General features: G+C 66.1%; 12 protein-coding genes and 1 pseudogene. 11 read left to right on the top strand and 2 right to left on the bottom strand.

The window, feature by feature from the left end:
• Positions 1-437 precede the first annotated feature (437 nt).
• Positions 438-974, bottom strand: coding sequence for an NUDIX hydrolase (locus IB229_RS21325; RefSeq protein WP_192331948.1), 537 nt, complete (start codon positions 972-974; stop codon positions 438-440).
• A gap of 3 nt (positions 975-977) precedes the next feature.
• Positions 978-2,048, bottom strand: coding sequence for a DUF2333 family protein (locus IB229_RS21320; protein ID WP_192331947.1), 1,071 nt, complete (start codon positions 2,046-2,048; stop codon positions 978-980).
• 348 nt (positions 2,049-2,396) lie between these two features.
• On the opposite strand from IB229_RS21320, the gene IB229_RS21315 reads away from it, so the two are divergent.
• From IB229_RS21315 to fis, 11 genes and pseudogenes are all read left to right on the top strand, one after another.
• Entirely contained in the window at positions 2,397-4,013 is a 1,617-nt protein-coding gene (locus IB229_RS21315; protein WP_192331946.1) for a response regulator, read from the top strand.
• A 1,560-nt stretch (positions 4,014-5,573) separates the two neighbouring features.
• Positions 5,574-6,077, top strand: a pseudogene (locus IB229_RS22370) (methyl-accepting chemotaxis protein); the annotation flags it as partial.
• 230 nt (positions 6,078-6,307) lie between these two features.
• Positions 6,308-8,101 carry a protein-disulfide reductase DsbD gene (locus tag IB229_RS21305; RefSeq protein ID WP_192331944.1) on the top strand — a complete coding sequence of 598 codons (1,794 nt, stop codon included), beginning with the start codon at positions 6,308-6,310 and terminating at the stop codon, positions 8,099-8,101.
• A 124-nt stretch (positions 8,102-8,225) separates the two neighbouring features.
• Positions 8,226-8,669 (top strand): type II 3-dehydroquinate dehydratase, encoded by a 444-nt coding sequence (aroQ, locus tag IB229_RS21300; protein ID WP_192331943.1) that lies wholly within the window; start codon positions 8,226-8,228, stop codon positions 8,667-8,669.
• A gap of 22 nt (positions 8,670-8,691) precedes the next feature.
• Positions 8,692-9,150 (top strand): acetyl-CoA carboxylase biotin carboxyl carrier protein, encoded by a 459-nt coding sequence (gene accB / locus IB229_RS21295; protein ID WP_192331942.1) that lies wholly within the window; start codon positions 8,692-8,694, stop codon positions 9,148-9,150.
• A gap of 17 nt (positions 9,151-9,167) precedes the next feature.
• Complete coding sequence (gene accC / locus IB229_RS21290; protein WP_412547809.1) at positions 9,168-10,523, top strand: acetyl-CoA carboxylase biotin carboxylase subunit; 1,356 nt, start codon at positions 9,168-9,170, stop codon at positions 10,521-10,523.
• Between the two features lie 69 nt (positions 10,524-10,592).
• Entirely contained in the window at positions 10,593-11,453 is an 861-nt protein-coding gene (locus IB229_RS21285) for an EI24 domain-containing protein (protein WP_192331940.1), read from the top strand.
• Between the two features lie 34 nt (positions 11,454-11,487).
• Positions 11,488-12,366 carry a 50S ribosomal protein L11 methyltransferase gene (gene prmA / locus IB229_RS21280; RefSeq protein WP_192331939.1) on the top strand — a complete coding sequence of 293 codons (879 nt, stop codon included), beginning with the start codon at positions 11,488-11,490 and terminating at the stop codon, positions 12,364-12,366.
• Between the two features lie 66 nt (positions 12,367-12,432).
• Positions 12,433-13,767 (top strand): DUF3426 domain-containing protein, encoded by a 1,335-nt coding sequence (locus IB229_RS21275; protein ID WP_192331938.1) that lies wholly within the window; start codon positions 12,433-12,435, stop codon positions 13,765-13,767.
• Between the two features lie 213 nt (positions 13,768-13,980).
• Positions 13,981-14,979, top strand: coding sequence for a tRNA dihydrouridine synthase DusB (dusB, locus tag IB229_RS21270; RefSeq protein ID WP_192331937.1), 999 nt, complete (start codon positions 13,981-13,983; stop codon positions 14,977-14,979).
• Positions 14,976-15,311: a DNA-binding transcriptional regulator Fis gene (gene fis / locus IB229_RS21265; RefSeq protein ID WP_192331936.1), complete on the top strand. Its 336-nt coding sequence runs from the start codon at positions 14,976-14,978 to the stop codon at positions 15,309-15,311. Before dusB ends, fis begins: the two co-directional genes overlap by 4 nt.
• The last annotated feature ends 15 nt before the right edge of the window (positions 15,312-15,326 follow it).

Raw genomic sequence — 15,326 nt, 5'->3', positions numbered from 1 at the left:
GGCTTTTTCCTCTTGGGTTGGTCAGGATAGCGACTGGCTGACGGCTGTCAGCCGCGAGGCCCCACTCTGGCAGGGGCAGCGCAACGGGCGGGAGCCCGGTCATGAACGCCGAGGCCGGCGATCAGAGGCCGCGCAGTGTAAAGGCAAAGCCAGCCCGTGCTAAGTGCGAAATTGCGCCATTGTCCAACGGATTGGCGACCTTGTTCGGCATACCGCACAAAACGTCTGAATTACTGCACAAAGCCGCGCCGTTGGCGGCTTTCGCTCGTATCTCCTGCCCGCCGGGAGAGTGCCGGGGCGAGGAAACTTGCAAGCTGGACGTAGGGTGCTCACCTTCGTCTCAACAGGTCAGACGTAGGGTGCGTCAGGCGCACCTGAGGCTATCCGCGAGCGTGTTGGTGCGCACGGCGCACCCTACGAGAAATCCGCGCAGGCGCTCAGGGCTGCGAATCCAGATACAGCTGCAACGCCTGCAACGAGTCAGGGCAGTACGCTGCGCGCTCGATGTCGGCGCGTACCTGGTCGAGGGTGAGGAAGCGTGCCTCCAGCACTTCCTCGGGTTGCAGCACCAGCGGCGCATCGGACACCGCCGAGAACACGCCGCCCCACAGCTGGTTGTCCGCCCGGGCGAAGCGGAAGTGCCCGTGCGCCTGCAGCGTAACCCCGGAGATGCCCAGTTCCTCAGCCAGCTCGCGGGCTGCCGAGGCGGCGTACTCCTCCCCAGCGGCCACCATGCCGCCGGCAGCGACATCCCAGTAACCGGGGTAGATGGCCTTGCTCAGGGTGCGCCGGTGCACGCACAACGCACCGGCGGAGTTGAACAGCAGAATGAAGGTGCCGCGACCGATCAGGCCGCGGGCGCGCAGCTCGGCGCGGGGCAACTGGCCGAGCACCTGGTCATGTTCGTCCACCCAGGTGACCAGCTCGGCATCCGACGCGCTGCGATGCTTCAGCTCGCCCTGGGTGATCGTCATGCCTCAGCCCTGGCTCAGCAGGGTGCGCAGGTCGATGATCGCCGCGTTGGCGCGGGAGATGTAGTTGGCCATCACCAGCGAGTGGTTGGCCAACACGCCATAGCCACTGCCATTGAGGATCATCGGGCTCCACAGTGGCTCCTGCGCCGCTTCCAGCTCGCGAATGATCTGGCGCACGCTGACGGTGGCGTTCTTCTTCGCCAGCACATCGGCGAAATCCACCTCGATGGCGCGCAGGATATGCGACAGCGCCCAGGCCTGGCCGCGTGCCTCATAGAAAACGTTGTCGATCTGCAGCCACGGGGTTTTCACCTCTTCCTCGCGCACCGGCACGATCTGCCCTTCGGGGATCGGCTGGTTCGGCTCGACGTCAGTGTTCAGGCGCACCCGGCCGACGCTGGCGGACAGGCGCTGCGACAGCGAACCGAGGCGGGTCGCAGTGTCGCCCAGCCAGTTGTTCAGGTTGTCGGCACGGGCATAGAACTGCGCATTGGCCTGACTCGGGTCGGACAAGCGGGCGAGGTAGCGATCCAGCGACTTGATGCCTTCGGCATACTCGTCCTCCGAGGCCGGCAGCGCCCAGCTCTTGTTGTCGAAGTTGAAGCGCGGTTCGGCCTTGGCCAGGTCTGGGTCTTCGGTGGATTGCGACTGCGAACGGGCGAAGTCCTTGCGCAGGGCGCGTGAGATGTCACGCACCTGCACCAGCACACCGTATTCCCAGCTCGGCATGTCGTCCAGCCACAGACCGGGCGGCGCCAGGTCGTTGCTCAGGTAGCCACCCGGTTTGGTCAGCAGGGTGCTGGCGACCTGTTTCACGGTTTCCACCGTGGTGTAGCCGACGGTCAACTTGCGCTGGGCCGCTTCCGCCGCGGCCTGGGAATGCTGTTGCACCGGGAACAGCTCGGGTTCCTGGCTCCAGTACCAACCCACCACCAGCGCTATCAGCAGGTACAGGGCGAGCAGCGTGCCCAGCGCGCGGCTCAGCCACAGGCCACCGAAGTAGCTGCGCGCGCCGTCTACGGAATTGTCGACGTTGTCGCGCAAGCCTTCTGTGCGTTTCTTCCAGTCCAGCATGGTCATGTCCTTACGTCATGGAGCCTGCTCGCGGTGAGGCGGGCCAAGGCGAATCGGGCGAGTCGGCGGCCATCCGGGGGACGGGCGACGCCGCAAGATGCGAGGAGCGGATCAATGCTCCAGTACTCCGACCACAGCACAGCCAGAGTGTTGCCAGTACTGCACTATAAGTGAAGCCTGCGCGCCGCACAGCCGCATTGCAGAGGGCGGCGAACCAAACTCGGGCAAAATGGCCAAAAGATGAAAGGTTGACGCCAATTGATCGGCGGCAGTTTTTCCTGACGCCCCGAGTGGTAGCATGGGGCCATCATTTCGTCCGCCCAGCGGGCGCCACACAGACGCCAGGTCATGATCGAGCAAGAAGATCCCAGCCGCGACCGCCTCAAGCAGCATTTCGCCAAGCGTGTGATCTACCAGGCCCGCCAGGTCCTCGAAGTGTGGCAGCGCCTGCAACAAGGCGAGTGGAACCCGACCGACATGGCCGAGCTGGCCGAAGTCAACCAGGGGTTGCTGCGCTACGCGGAGCGCTTCGAGCAGGATGTCCACGTGCGCCTGGCCGACGCCATCGCCAACTGCCTGAGCGCCGTGGAAGCCAACCGCGGTCGCCTGACCAGCCAGCTGATCACCGAACTCAACCAGCTCATGCAGCGCCTGTCGCGCACCGGCCTGCGCCACGGCGACCAGTACGAACAGACCTTCCTGCCGCCGCTGCGCAAGCCGGTATACCTGGCCCTGCAGGATTTCGAGCGCGCCCAGCGCCTGGCCCAGCAACTGGAATTCTTCGGCCTCACCGCCCAGGCCCTGCCCGACGCCAACGCCTTTCTTGCCGAAATGAAGGAGCGCCACCCCGCGGCAATCCTCATGGAAGTGGACTTCGCCGGCCCCGGTCGCGGTTTGCAGCTGGCCAGCGAAGCACAGGCAGGCCTGGAGCAGAAGCTGCCCCTGCTGTTCTTCAGCCACGACGACACCGATACCCCGACCCGCCTGGCGGCTGTGCGCGCCGGCGGCCAGGAATTCTTCACCGGCAGCCTGGACGCCTCGAGCCTGATCGAGCGGGTCGAGGTGCTGACCCACGTCAGCCAGTACGAACCCTACAAGGTACTGGTAATCGACGACTCGCGCGCCCAGGCCACCCACACCGAGCGCGTGCTCAACAGCGCCGGCATCGTCACCCGCACCCTGACCGAGCCGATCCAGGCGATGGCGGAGCTGGCCGATTTCCAGCCGGACCTGATCATCCTCGACATGTACATGCCCGACTGCAACGGCCCGGAGCTGGCCAAGGTGATCCGCCACAACGACCGCTATGTCAGCGTGCCGATCATCTACCTGTCCGCCGAGGACGACCTGGACAAGCAGCTCGACGCCATGAGCGAAGGCGGCGACGACTTCCTCACCAAGCCGATCAAGCCGCGCCACCTGATCGCCACCGTGCGCAACCGCGCCGCCCGCGCCCGCAACCTGCGTGCGCGCATGGTGCGCGACAGCCTCACCGGCCTGTACAACCACACCCACACCCTGCAGCTGCTCGAAGATGCGCGCTTCCGCGCCCGTCGCGACGGCCAGCCGCTGACCTTCGCCATGCTCGACATCGACCACTTCAAGCGGGTCAACGACACCTACGGCCACCCCATGGGCGACCGCGTGATCAAGAGCATGGCGCTGTTCCTCAAGCAGCGCCTGCGCAAGACCGACCATATCGGCCGCTACGGTGGCGAGGAATTCGCCGTGGTCCTGCCGGACACCGACGCGGCCACCGCGGCCAAGGTGCTCGACGAGATCCGCAAGCGCTTCTCCGAGATCCACTACCCCGCGCAGCCGCAGGACCTGGCCTGCACCTTCAGCTGCGGCATCGCCGAACTGCGCGACGATATGGACAGCAACATGCTCTCCAAGCAGGCCGACGAAGCGCTCTACGTCGCCAAACACGGCGGGCGCAACCGGGTGGAAATCTACCTCGGCTGAAGACACCGGACAGCGTGACGCAGATCACGCTGTCACGAAGCTGAAACCGAACCGCAATAACCTCGACAGCACCGATCAAGCATTCCGGTTGCTGCCATCATGCGTCTCAAGCTGCTCACCAATCTGTCCACCGCCCTCCTCGTCACCGCCTGCCTGGCCCTCGGCGCCACGCTGTGGTGGTCCGAACAGGCGCTGCAGCGCCCGTACCTGCTGATGCAGCGCTACGTCGACCTGTCGCAGCAGTTCCAGCAGATCAGCACCAGCATCCAGGACTACCTGGCCAGCGGCGACACCCAGCGGCACAACCAGGCCAGCCAGGCGCTGGACACCCTCGACCAGAACCTCACGCACCTGCCGCCGGCCCTGGCCGATGACCTGCGCCCCAGCCTCGACGAACTGCGCACCTTCACCGCCAACGAGCTGCTTGCCGCCGGCAAGCTGGCCGGCGACCCGCAGGGTCTGCTGATCCAGGCCGAACGCGAGCTGGCCGCCAGCCTCGACCAACTGACCCGCTACGCCGCCGACAGCGACAGCGCCGAGGCCGCGAACTACCGCACGCCGCTGTTGCAGGCCGCCCAGCACCTCACCCGCCTGGCCCACGCCCGCAGCAAGCTAGTCAGCAGCGGGCGCAGCGAACTGGCCGCCGACGTCGAGCGCGAACTGGCCGCTCTGGCCCAGCAGATGAGTGCCCTGGAGCAACTGCCGCTGCTGGGCGTCGCGGCCAGCAACGATTCCGGTGCCGGCGCCTTCGCCGCCATGCTCGGCCTCGACACCAGCAGTGAAGAACAGCAGGTGGAAGACCGCGGCGTCGGCCTCAAGCGCGAGCTGGCCAGCCTGCTCAAGCGCTACCCCGCGGAGCTGGCACGCACGCGCACGCAAATTGAATCACGTAGCGATCTGGCCAGCAGCACCGCCGCCAAGGTCAGCAGTCTGCAGCAGGCGCTGACCGCGCTGGAGCCGGCGGTACGCGCCGAGCAGCAGCGCATCCAGGGGGAAGTGCGGGTGATCCAGGGCCTGATGATCGGCCTGATCCTGCTGGTCGCCCTGGCCCTGGACCGCATCCAGCGCCGCCTGAGCAATGTCCTCGGCGAACTCGCTCCGGCGCTGTCGACCTGGGCCGCCGGTGACTTCGCCGAAGGCATCAGCCTCAACTCGCGCACTCGTGAGATGCGCGCCATCGAGGACTCGCTGAATCACCTGCGCCGTTATCTGGTCGACCTGGTCGGCACCATTCACCAGCACGCCGGCGCAGTAGCCGGCAGCAGCCAGGCCCTGGCCGATCTCAGCCAGGGCCTGCATGGTGGCGCCGAACGGCAGTTGGCCGATACCGCGCAGATCCGCGATGCCCTCGGCGACCTGGAGAACACCATCCAGCAGGTCGCCGACGACGCCAGCCAGACCGCCAACGCCAGCCGCTCGGCGAGCCAGGCGGTGGAGCACGGGCAGAACGTCATCGAACAGAGCCTGACCGGGCTGCATGCGCTGGTCGGCGAAGTACAGAGCAACGCCCTGTCGATCGAACAACTGGCCGAGGAAACCGCAACCATCGGCCAGGTGCTAACGGTGATCCGCAGCGTCGCCGAACAGACCAACCTGCTCGCCCTCAACGCCGCCATCGAAGCCGCGCGCGCCGGCGAAATGGGCCGCGGCTTCGCCGTGGTCGCCGACGAAGTGCGCTCGCTGGCCCAGCGCACCAGCGGCGCCACCGAGGAAATCCAGCAACTGATCACCCGCCTGCAGCAGGCCGCGCAGAAGTCGGTGTCGGCGATGCGCGCCCAGGTCGAACACGCCGAAGCCACCGCCAGCCGCGCCGAACAGGCCGACGGCGCGCTCGACGAAGTGGTGATCTCGATCCGCACCATCGCCAGCATGGCCGAGCGCATCGCCGAAGCCACCGCCCAGCAGGGCGGCGCCGCCAGCGAAATCCGCGGCCACAGCGAGCGCATCCACCAGCTCGGCGGCGACAACCTGGCACGCATCGGCGAGGGTCGCCAGCAGGGCGAGCAGTTGCTGCAGCTCGGTGGTCAGCTGCATACGGCGGTGCAGGCGTTCAGAGTCGGCTAGGTCGCTGGCGTTGGGCGCCGTCCCCGCGACATCACGATCGGCCAGCGCTAGCGTCCATGCGCTCTCCCCAAGGGAGAGGGCTGGGGAGAGGAGAAAGGGACCGCACCGCCCAACGTGCAATACCTCCGGTCGCTCTGCACCATCCGCTGACGCCCTGCGGCATGCCGCCTTATGGGGTCGCCCGGCCGACTTGGGTATGATGCCCGCCACGTCCCTCGTGCGAGCCTGCCATGCACCGTCTGCTGTCGCTGTTCCTCCTTCTGCTGCTGAGTCTGCCCAGCCACGCTGGCCTGTTCGACAAGCTGCCGCCGGCCGAGCTGGGTGCGCCGCTGAACAACAGCCAGGACTTCCTGCCGGTCCGCGAGGCATTTCGCCTGAGCCTGGTGGAAAGCTCGCCGACCGCCGTCAAACTGCGTTTCGTCAATGCCGAAGGCTATTACCTCTACCGCCACCGCTTCGAGTTCCGCGTCGAGCCGAGCGACCTGGCCAAGGGTGAAGCCGTGCTGCCGGCCGGCGAGCCGAAGCACGACGAGTACTTCGGCGATGTCGAGGTCTACTACGGCATCACCGATGTCGAGGTGCAGCTGAACAACCCGCACAACCTGCCGTTGACCGTGCATGTCGGCTACCAGGGCTGCGCCGACAAGGGCCTGTGCTACCCGCCGGAAAAGGAACGCATCGAAGTCGGTGATGCCGCCGCCCTGGCAACAGCGGCCGAAGCACCGGCCAGCGCGCCGAGCAGCAGCGAAACAGGCTGGAGCTGGAAGGAACTGGCGCTGTTCTTCCTCGCCGGCCTCGGCCTGGCCTTCACCCCGTGCGTGCTGCCGATGCTGCCGATCCTCACCGGCGTGGTGTTGCGCGGTCAGCCTGGCGGCCTGCGCGGGCTGAGCCTGTCGCTGGCCTACGTGGTGCCGATGGCGGCGAGCTTCGCGGTGCTCGGCGCACTGATGGGCCTGTTCGGCAGCGAGCTGAATCTGCAGGCGCGCCTGCAATCACCCTGGGTGCTGGTGCCATTCGCCATCTTCTTCGCCCTGTTCGCCGCCGCCAGCCTGGGCTTTCTCGAACTGCGCCTGCCCGCCGCCCTCAGCGCCCCGCTGGAGCGCCTGAGCCAGCGCCGGGAGGGTGGCACCCTGCTCAGCGCCGCGGTGCTCGGCATTCTCTCCAGCCTGCTGGTTTCGCCGTGCGTATCGGCGCCACTGGCCGGTGCGCTGCTGTACATCAGCGCCAGCGGTGACGCCCTCGGTGGCGGTCTCAAGCTGCTGGCGCTGGGCCTGGGCATGGGCGCGCCACTGGTGCTGTTCGCCGTCGGCGGCGGCGCGTTGCTGCCGAAATCCGGCGCCTGGATGATCAGTGTGCGCAACGCCTTCGGCGCACTGTTGCTGGCCGTATCGATCTGGCTTCTCGAGCGCGTGCTGCCCGGCCCGATCAGCCTGGCCCTGTGGGGCCTGCTTGCGGCCGGCGTGGCACTGTGGCTCGGCGCGCTGGAGCTGACGCCCAAGACCCATCACCAGAAAGTCGCCCACGTGCTCAGCCTGCCGCTGCTGGTGTATGCCGTGGTCGCCTGGGTCGGCGCCCTGCAGGGCCAGAGCGATCCGCTGCGTCCGCTCGGTCAGCCGGCGGCCGCGGCAGTCGCCAGCACCTCCACTCAGGCCCACGCCAGCTGGCAGACCGTCACCACCCCGAGCGAGCTGGACGCGGCCCTGGCCGCGGCGAAGAGCGCCGGTGAGCCGCTGCTGCTCGACTGGTACGCCGACTGGTGCATCAGCTGCAAGGTGATCGAGCGCGAAGTGTTCAGTGACCCGGCCGTGCAGGCGCAGTTCGCCGGCTATCGCCTGGTCCGCTTCGACATCACCGAGAGCAATCCCGCCCAGCGCGCACTGCTCGATCGCTACCAGCTGTTCGGCCCACCCGCCATCCAGTTTTTTTCCGGCAACGGTGACGAATGGTCCGATCTGCGTGTCGTAGGGGAGATCGATGCGCCGCAGTTCGCCGAGCGGCTGACCCAGGCAAGCGCCCGACGGTAGTGTCGGCGTCATATATCTGCGGCAATATTCGGCCATCGTGTCGACTATTGCCGGCAACTGGACAGCTCGCGGCGCATTCGGCATAGTCCCGCCCACCCCGGCACAGATAACAAGGACAAACCGCATGGCCACCCTACTGGTGCTGCACGGCCCCAATCTCAATCTGCTGGGCACCCGCGAGCCCGGTGTCTACGGCGCCACCACCCTGGCGCAGATCAATCAGGATCTCGAACAGCGCGCACGCAATGCCGGCCATCACCTGCTCTATCTGCAGAGCAATGCCGAGTACGAACTTATCGAGCGCATTCACGCCGCAAAGGCCGAAGGCGTCGACTTCATCCTGATCAATCCGGCCGCTTTCACACATACCAGCGTGGCATTACGTGACGCATTGCTGGCAGTGAGCATCCCATTCATCGAAGTGCACCTGTCCAACGTGCACAAACGCGAAGCCTTCCGCCATCACTCCTACTTTTCCGACGTTGCCGTGGGAGTGATCTGCGGCCTTGGCGCCAGCGGTTACCGGCTGGCCCTGGAGGCCGCACTCGAACAACTTGAACGACCCTGACCTGACTGGGAGTTGAACACCTATGGATATCCGTAAAGTCAAAAAACTGATCGAACTGCTGGAAGAGTCCGGCATCGACGAGCTGGAGATCCGCGAGGGCGAAGAGTCCGTGCGCATCAGCCGCCACAGCAAGCAACCGACTTTCGCCCAGCCGATGTACGCCCCGGCACCAGCCCCTGCCGCTGCCCCGGTCGCCGCCGCTCCGGCAGCCGTTGCCGATGCAGCGCCCGCTGCCGCCAAGCTGAATGGCCATGTGGTTCGCTCGCCGATGGTCGGCACCTTCTACCGCGCCGCCTCGCCAACCTCCGGCAACTTCGCCGAAGTCGGGCAGACCGTGAAGAAGGGCGACATCCTGTGCATCGTCGAAGCGATGAAAATGATGAACCACATCGAAGCCGAAGCCAGTGGCGTGATCGAATCGATCCTGGCAGACAACGGCCAGCCGGTTGAATACGACCAGCCCCTGTTCACCATCGTTTGATGAGCGGGGAACCTGCGATGCAGAAGCTGCAAAAAGTCCTGATCGCCAACCGTGGCGAAATTGCCCTGCGCATCCTGCGTGCCTGCAAGGAGCTGGGCATCAAGACGGTGGCCGTGCACTCCACCGCCGACCGTGAGCTGATGCACCTGGGCCTGGCCGACGAATCCGTCTGCATCGGTCCGGCACCGGGCAATCTGTCCTACCTGAATATCCCGGCGATCATCAGCGCCGCCGAAGTCACTGGCGCCACCGCCATCCACCCCGGCTACGGCTTCCTCGCGGAAAACGCCGACTTCGCCGAGCAGGTGGAAAAATCCGGCTTCGCCTTCATCGGCCCGAAAGCCGACACCATTCGCCTGATGGGCGACAAGGTGTGCGCCAAGGACGCCATGATCAAATCCGGCGTACCCGTGGTGCCTGGCTCCGACGGTCCGCTGCCGGAAGACGAAGCCACTGCGCTGCAGATCGCCCGTGAAGTGGGCTACCCGGTGATCATCAAGGCCGCCGGTGGCGGCGGTGGTCGCGGCATGCGCGTGGTACACAAGGAAGAAGACCTGATCAAGTCGGCCAAGCTGACCCGCACCGAAGCCGGTGCCGCGTTCGGCAACCCGATGGTCTACCTGGAGAAGTTCCTCGGCAACCCGCGTCACGTCGAAGTCCAGGTGCTGTCCGACGGCCAGGGCAACGCCATCCACCTGGGTGACCGCGACTGCTCGCTGCAACGCCGCCACCAGAAGGTTCTGGAAGAAGCGCCAGCCCCGGGTATCGACGAGAAGGCCCGCGCCGAAGTACTGCAGCGCTGTGTCGATGCCTGCATCGAGATCGGCTACCGCGGCGCTGGGACCTTCGAGTTCCTCTATGAAGACGGTCGTTTCTACTTCATCGAGATGAACACCCGCGTCCAGGTCGAGCACCCGGTCACCGAAATGGTCACCGGCATCGACATCGTCAAGGAAATGCTCAGCATCGCCGCCGGCAACAAGCTGTCGTTCAAGCAGAGCGACGTGGTCATCCGCGGCCATTCCCTGGAGTGCCGGATCAACGCCGAAGACCCGGACAACTTCATGCCCTGCCCCGGCAAGGTCAAGCATTTCCACGCGCCGGGCGGCAACGGCGTGCGCGTCGACTCGCACCTGTACAGCGGCTACTCGGTACCGCCGAACTACGACTCGCTGATCGGCAAGCTGATCACCTACGGCAAGGACCGCGCCGAGGCCATGGCGCGCATGCGCAATGCCCTGGACGAGATCGTGGTCGACGGCATCAAGACCAACATCCCGCTGCACCGCGACCTGGTCGTGGACAAGGGCTTTGCCAAGGGCGGCGTGAATATCCACTACCTCGAGAAAAAACTCGGGATGGATAAGCACTAAGCTCCACGCACCGTCGCCACGACAAGGGCCGCTACAAGCGGCCCTTGTTCGTTCTGCAAGGACGCCTGCATGTCTCTGAAAAGCCGTTTCCTGGCCATTGGCCCCGCCTTCGGCGAAGCCTTTATCTGTCTGGGTCTGGCGCTGCGCTCCAGCCTGCGGCCGGGCATCCTGCTGCGCTCATCCGGCCTCTGCCTGCTGATGTTCAGCCTGTGGACCTGGGCCTTCTACGCCCACTTCGAACTGATCGCCCAGGCCGCCGGCCTGCTCTCGCTGTTCGTCGTCTACGGCGCCGCGGTACTCGGCTTCCTGCCCTCGCTCGGGGGTGGCGCGAGCGCCAGCATCAGCGGCATGGCCGGTATCGGCCCAGCCCTGGCGATGCTGGTGATGTACGCCGCCCTGCTGACCGTGGCGATGATCGTCGTGCTCTATGTCGGCCTGATCGTGCTGAGCATCCGCCTGGCCCTGCGCTGGGTACTGATGAGCAGCCTGCGCGAGCGCGCACTCAAACAGTATCCGCAGCTGGCACAACGCACGCCTGGCGACGGTAATTTGCTGCAGGCAGGGCGTTTTCACCTCGGCCCGTGGCTGGGCATCGGTATCGGCCCGCTGCTGTGCCTGGCGGTGCCGGTGCTCAATGGCGTGCTGCTGCTATTGCTGCTGGCCTACCTCAACGTGCGCTTCCTGGTACCGGCGGCGCTGTCGGGCCTGGCCAGTGGCGCCGAACAGATGCAGGCGGTGCGCAAGCAGCGTGGCGCGACCATCGCCTTCGGCCTGCTGATCCTGCTGCTGGCACTGGTGCCGGTGCTCAACCTGTTGCTGCCGGCCCTGCTCGGCGCTGGCAGCTGCCACCTCGCCTACCGCGGCCTTGACCGCCTGGACAGCCCGGCTGGCGCGGCGTGCATGCCTCAAGTAAGCTTGCCCGCCCCGTGAGGGGTCACTTTTTCCCGCTGCATCGAGGTTCGCCATGCCCTGGTTACAAGTCCGTCTCGCCATCACCCCGGATCAGGCGGAAACCTACGAAGACGCCCTGCTGGGTGTCGGCGCGGTTTCGGTGACCTTCATGGATGCCGAAGACCAGCCGATCTTCGAGCCGGACCTGGGCACCACCCCGCTGTGGACCCACACCCACCTGCTCGCGCTGTTCGAGGCCGACACCGATGCCGCCAACCTGGTTGCCCACCTGGAGCTGCTGACCGGCGCCGCACTGCCCGAACACCAGATCGAGCACATCGCCGACCAGGATTGGGAACGCAGCTGGATGGACAACTTCCAGCCGATGCGTTTCGGCCAGCGCTTGTGGATCGTGCCGAGCTGGCACGCCGCCCCGGAGCCGGACGCGGTCAACCTGCTGCTCGACCCGGGCCTGGCCTTCGGCACCGGCACCCACCCAACTACCGCGCTGTGCCTGGAGTGGCTGGACGGCCAGGAGCTGAAGGACTGCGACGTGCTGGATTTCGGCTGCGGCTCGGGCATCCTCGCCATCGCCGCGCTGCTGCTCGGCGCGCCGCGCGCAGTCGGCACCGACATCGATCCGCAGGCCCTGGAGGCCTCGCGTGACAACGCCTCGCGCAACCAGATCGACCCGGCCCGCTTCCCTGTCTACCTGCCCGCCGACCTGCCGCAGCAACAGGCCGACGTGGTGGTGGCGAACATTCTTGCCGGCCCGTTGGTGTCGCTGGCGCCGCAGATCACCAGCCTGGTCAAATCCGGCGGTCGCCTGGCGCTGTCGGGCATCCTCGCCGAGCAGGCCGACGACGTGCGCGCCGCGTACCAGGACGCCTTCGACCTCGACCCGACCGCCCTCAAGGATGGCTGGGTACGCATCAGCGGCGTACGCCGCTGAGGCCAGGCTTGCGTTTTTCACCTCCCGCTTGGGTAAACTAGCGCCTCGCACCACCCGGACCGCCGCATGACCGACAGTTTCGTCACCCAGTGCCCCCATTGCCGCACCAGCTTCCGCATCAGCCGCGCACAGCTGGGCGCCGCCCATGGCGCGGTGCGTTGCGGCGCCTGCATGCACGTGTTCAATGCGGCGCAACAACTGCTGGTTGATCAACGCGCGGCCAAGCCGGCGGCACCCGGCCCTGCGCCAGTGGCCCCTGCGCCTGCCCGCCCGGCCCCTACGCCGCCGACAGTGCCCGCGGTCCGCGCTCCAGCTCCAGCTCCAGCTCCAGCTCCAGCTCCAGCTCCAGCAGTCAGCGTGAGCAAGCCCGCCGCGGCCGACAAGCCCGCGAGCGAGACCCTGTGGATTCACGACGACCTCGACCTCGACAGCCTCGACCTCGACGAAGAGCTGGCCAAGCTGGAAGAACAGGAACTGCAGCTGTCGCAGGAATTCCTCGCCTTCAAGCCGGACCGCGAGCAACCGCTCAGTGCGCCGCTCCCGGACGACAATCGCCACGACGAAGCCTGGGCCGAATCGCTGCTGCACGCCGAACAGAACACCCCGCGCCTGGAGGTCAAGCCCAGCGCCCCCGCACCGCGCGTAATGCCGGCGGCGAACCTAGAGACACCGAGCGAGCCACGCCCACAGGCCGAACTGAAGGCCGAACGCGACGACGATGCCGATGAGCCCAGGGCGACCGAACGTACCGAGCCGGCCTTTGGCGGGGCCGACATCGATGAGGTCGACGACACTGACTACGCCCTGCCCGGCAGCCGCCTGGAGCGGAGCGAGCGCAACGAGCCGAACCTGCGCAACGAGCACCTGCTCGACCTCACGGACGAACCGCTGCAACTCGACTGGCAGGAAAACCGCAAACCCTGGGGCCGCTGGCTGGCCTGGGGCCTGATCAACCTGCTGGCACTCGGCGCACTGGCCACTCAATACGTGGCTTATCACTTCGAAGAGCTGGCCCGTCAGGACCAGTACCGCCCGTGGTTCGAACAGCTGTGCCCGGAGATCGGCTGCCATCTGCCATCCAAGGTCGATATCGAGCAGATCAAGAGCAGCAACCTGGTGGTGCGCAGCCATCCGGAGTTCCGCAACTCGCTGGTGGTCGATGCCATCCTCTACAACCGCGCTCCGTTCGCCCAGCCGTTCCCGCTGCTGGAGCTGCGCTTCGCCGACATCAGCGGCCAGCTGCTTGCCAGTCGTCGCTTCAAACCCGGCGAATACCTTGCGGGCGAACTCGCCGGCCAGGCGGAAATGCCACCGCAGACGCCGATCCACGTGTCCCTGGAAATCCTCGATCCGGGCACCAAGGCCGTGAACTACAGCCTCAGCTTCCACTCGCCAGAGTGAGTCCCAGGTGCCGGATTTCCGGCACCTTCAGCCGCCAACCTGCCCAGCGGCGATAACCCGACAGCTGCTCATAATTTGTTCAAAACGACCTTTATCCGGTCATCGAGAGCGGGTATCATGCCCTCCCTTTTTCGCACTCCCCCGAAAGCCGTTCTGCACTCTGGCGGGCTACGCCATTGCCGCAACGTCTTCGATACAACAGGGATGACCTCCATGTCGGTGGTACGCATCGGCCCTTACACACTGCCCAATCAGCTGATCCTCGCCCCCATGGCGGGCGTCACCGATCAGCCGTTCCGGCAGCTGTGCCGGCGCCTGGGCGCGGGGCTGGTGGTATCGGAGATGGTCACCAGCGACGTGCGCCTGTGGAACAGCCGCAAATCGCGCCTGCGCCTGGTGCACGAGGGCGATCCCGAACCCCGTTCGGTGCAGATCGCCGGTGGCGATCCCGAGATGCTGGCCGAAGCCGCCCGTCGCAATGTCGAACTCGGCGCGCAGATCATCGACATCAACATGGGTTGCCCGGCCAAGAAGGTCTGCAACAAGGCCGCGGGTTCCGCCCTGATGAAAGATGAAGAACTGGTCAGCGCGATCCTCGCGGCGGTGGTCGCCGCCGTCGACGTGCCGGTGACCCTGAAGATCCGCACCGGCTGGGACCGCGCGAACAAGAACGGCATCACCGTAGCCAAGATCGCCGAACAGGCCGGCATCGCCGCCCTCGCCGTGCACGGCCGTACCCGCGCTGACCTCTACACTGGCGAAGCCGAATACGACACCGTGGCCGCAATCAAGCAGGCCGTGTCGATTCCGGTGTTCGCCAATGGCGACATCGATTCGCCGCACAAGGCCCGCGACGTACTCGTCGCCACCGGCGCCGATGGCCTGCTGATCGGCCGCGCCGCCCAGGGCCGGCCGTGGATCTTCCGCGAAATCGCCCACTTCCTCAGCACCGGCGAGGAACTCGCTGCGCCGCCGCTGGCCGAGATAGAACGAATCTTGCTTGAGCACCTGGCCGCCCTGCACGCCTTCTATGGCGATGTGATGGGTGTGCGCATCGCCCGCAAACACGTGGGCTGGTACCTCGCAACCCTGCCCGGCGCCAGGGAGTTCCGCGCCGACTTCAATCGTCTGGAAAGCACGGACGCGCAGTGCGCCAACGTTCGGCAGTTCTTCGCCGACCGTCACAACAAGGGAATCGAGGTGGCCGCATGACGAGGTTGAACGAGCATTTTTTTGATGAATCCGTTTTTGATGGGGCAGTACCCGTGAGCGACAACGCTAACCTCAAGCAGCACCTGACCACGCCCAGCGAGGAGGGTCAGACCCTGCGCGGTAGCGTGGAAAAGGCGCTGCACAACTACTTCGCCCACCTCGAAGGGGCCGACGTCACCGACGTCTACAACCTGGTCCTGACCGAGGTCGAAGCGCCGCTGCTGGAAACCGTGATGAACTACGTCAAGGGCAACCAGACCAAGGCCTCCGAGCTGCTCGGCCTGAACCGCGGCACCCTGCGCAAGAAGCTCAAGCAATACGATCTGCTCTAAGCACCCGAATGCATG

The organism is Pseudomonas sp. PDM14 (assembly GCF_014851905.1).
In the GTDB taxonomy this organism is placed as follows: Bacteria; Pseudomonadota; Gammaproteobacteria; order Pseudomonadales; family Pseudomonadaceae; genus Aquipseudomonas.
Note: the sequence above shows the minus strand (reverse complement) of the source record. Positions and strands in the feature narration are given on the sequence as shown.

Bases quoted from the DNA above. Each gene is read 5' to 3' on its own strand.
- IB229_RS21325 (WP_192331948.1), bottom strand. From the start codon at position 974: ATGACGATCACCCAGGGCGAGCTGAAGCATCGCAGCGCGTCGGATGCC.
- IB229_RS21320 (WP_192331947.1), bottom strand. From the start codon at position 2,048: ATGCTGGACTGGAAGAAACGCACAGAAGGCTTGCGCGACAACGTCGAC.
- IB229_RS21315 (WP_192331946.1), top strand. From the start codon at position 2,397: ATGATCGAGCAAGAAGATCCCAGCCGCGACCGCCTCAAGCAGCATTTC.
- IB229_RS21305 (WP_192331944.1), top strand. From the start codon at position 6,308: ATGCACCGTCTGCTGTCGCTGTTCCTCCTTCTGCTGCTGAGTCTGCCC.
- aroQ (WP_192331943.1), top strand. From the start codon at position 8,226: ATGGCCACCCTACTGGTGCTGCACGGCCCCAATCTCAATCTGCTGGGC.
- accB (WP_192331942.1), top strand. From the start codon at position 8,692: ATGGATATCCGTAAAGTCAAAAAACTGATCGAACTGCTGGAAGAGTCC.
- accC (WP_412547809.1), top strand. From the start codon at position 9,168: ATGCAGAAGCTGCAAAAAGTCCTGATCGCCAACCGTGGCGAAATTGCC.
- IB229_RS21285 (WP_192331940.1), top strand. From the start codon at position 10,593: ATGTCTCTGAAAAGCCGTTTCCTGGCCATTGGCCCCGCCTTCGGCGAA.
- prmA (WP_192331939.1), top strand. From the start codon at position 11,488: ATGCCCTGGTTACAAGTCCGTCTCGCCATCACCCCGGATCAGGCGGAA.
- IB229_RS21275 (WP_192331938.1), top strand. From the start codon at position 12,433: ATGACCGACAGTTTCGTCACCCAGTGCCCCCATTGCCGCACCAGCTTC.
- dusB (WP_192331937.1), top strand. From the start codon at position 13,981: ATGTCGGTGGTACGCATCGGCCCTTACACACTGCCCAATCAGCTGATC.
- fis (WP_192331936.1), top strand. From the start codon at position 14,976: ATGACGAGGTTGAACGAGCATTTTTTTGATGAATCCGTTTTTGATGGG.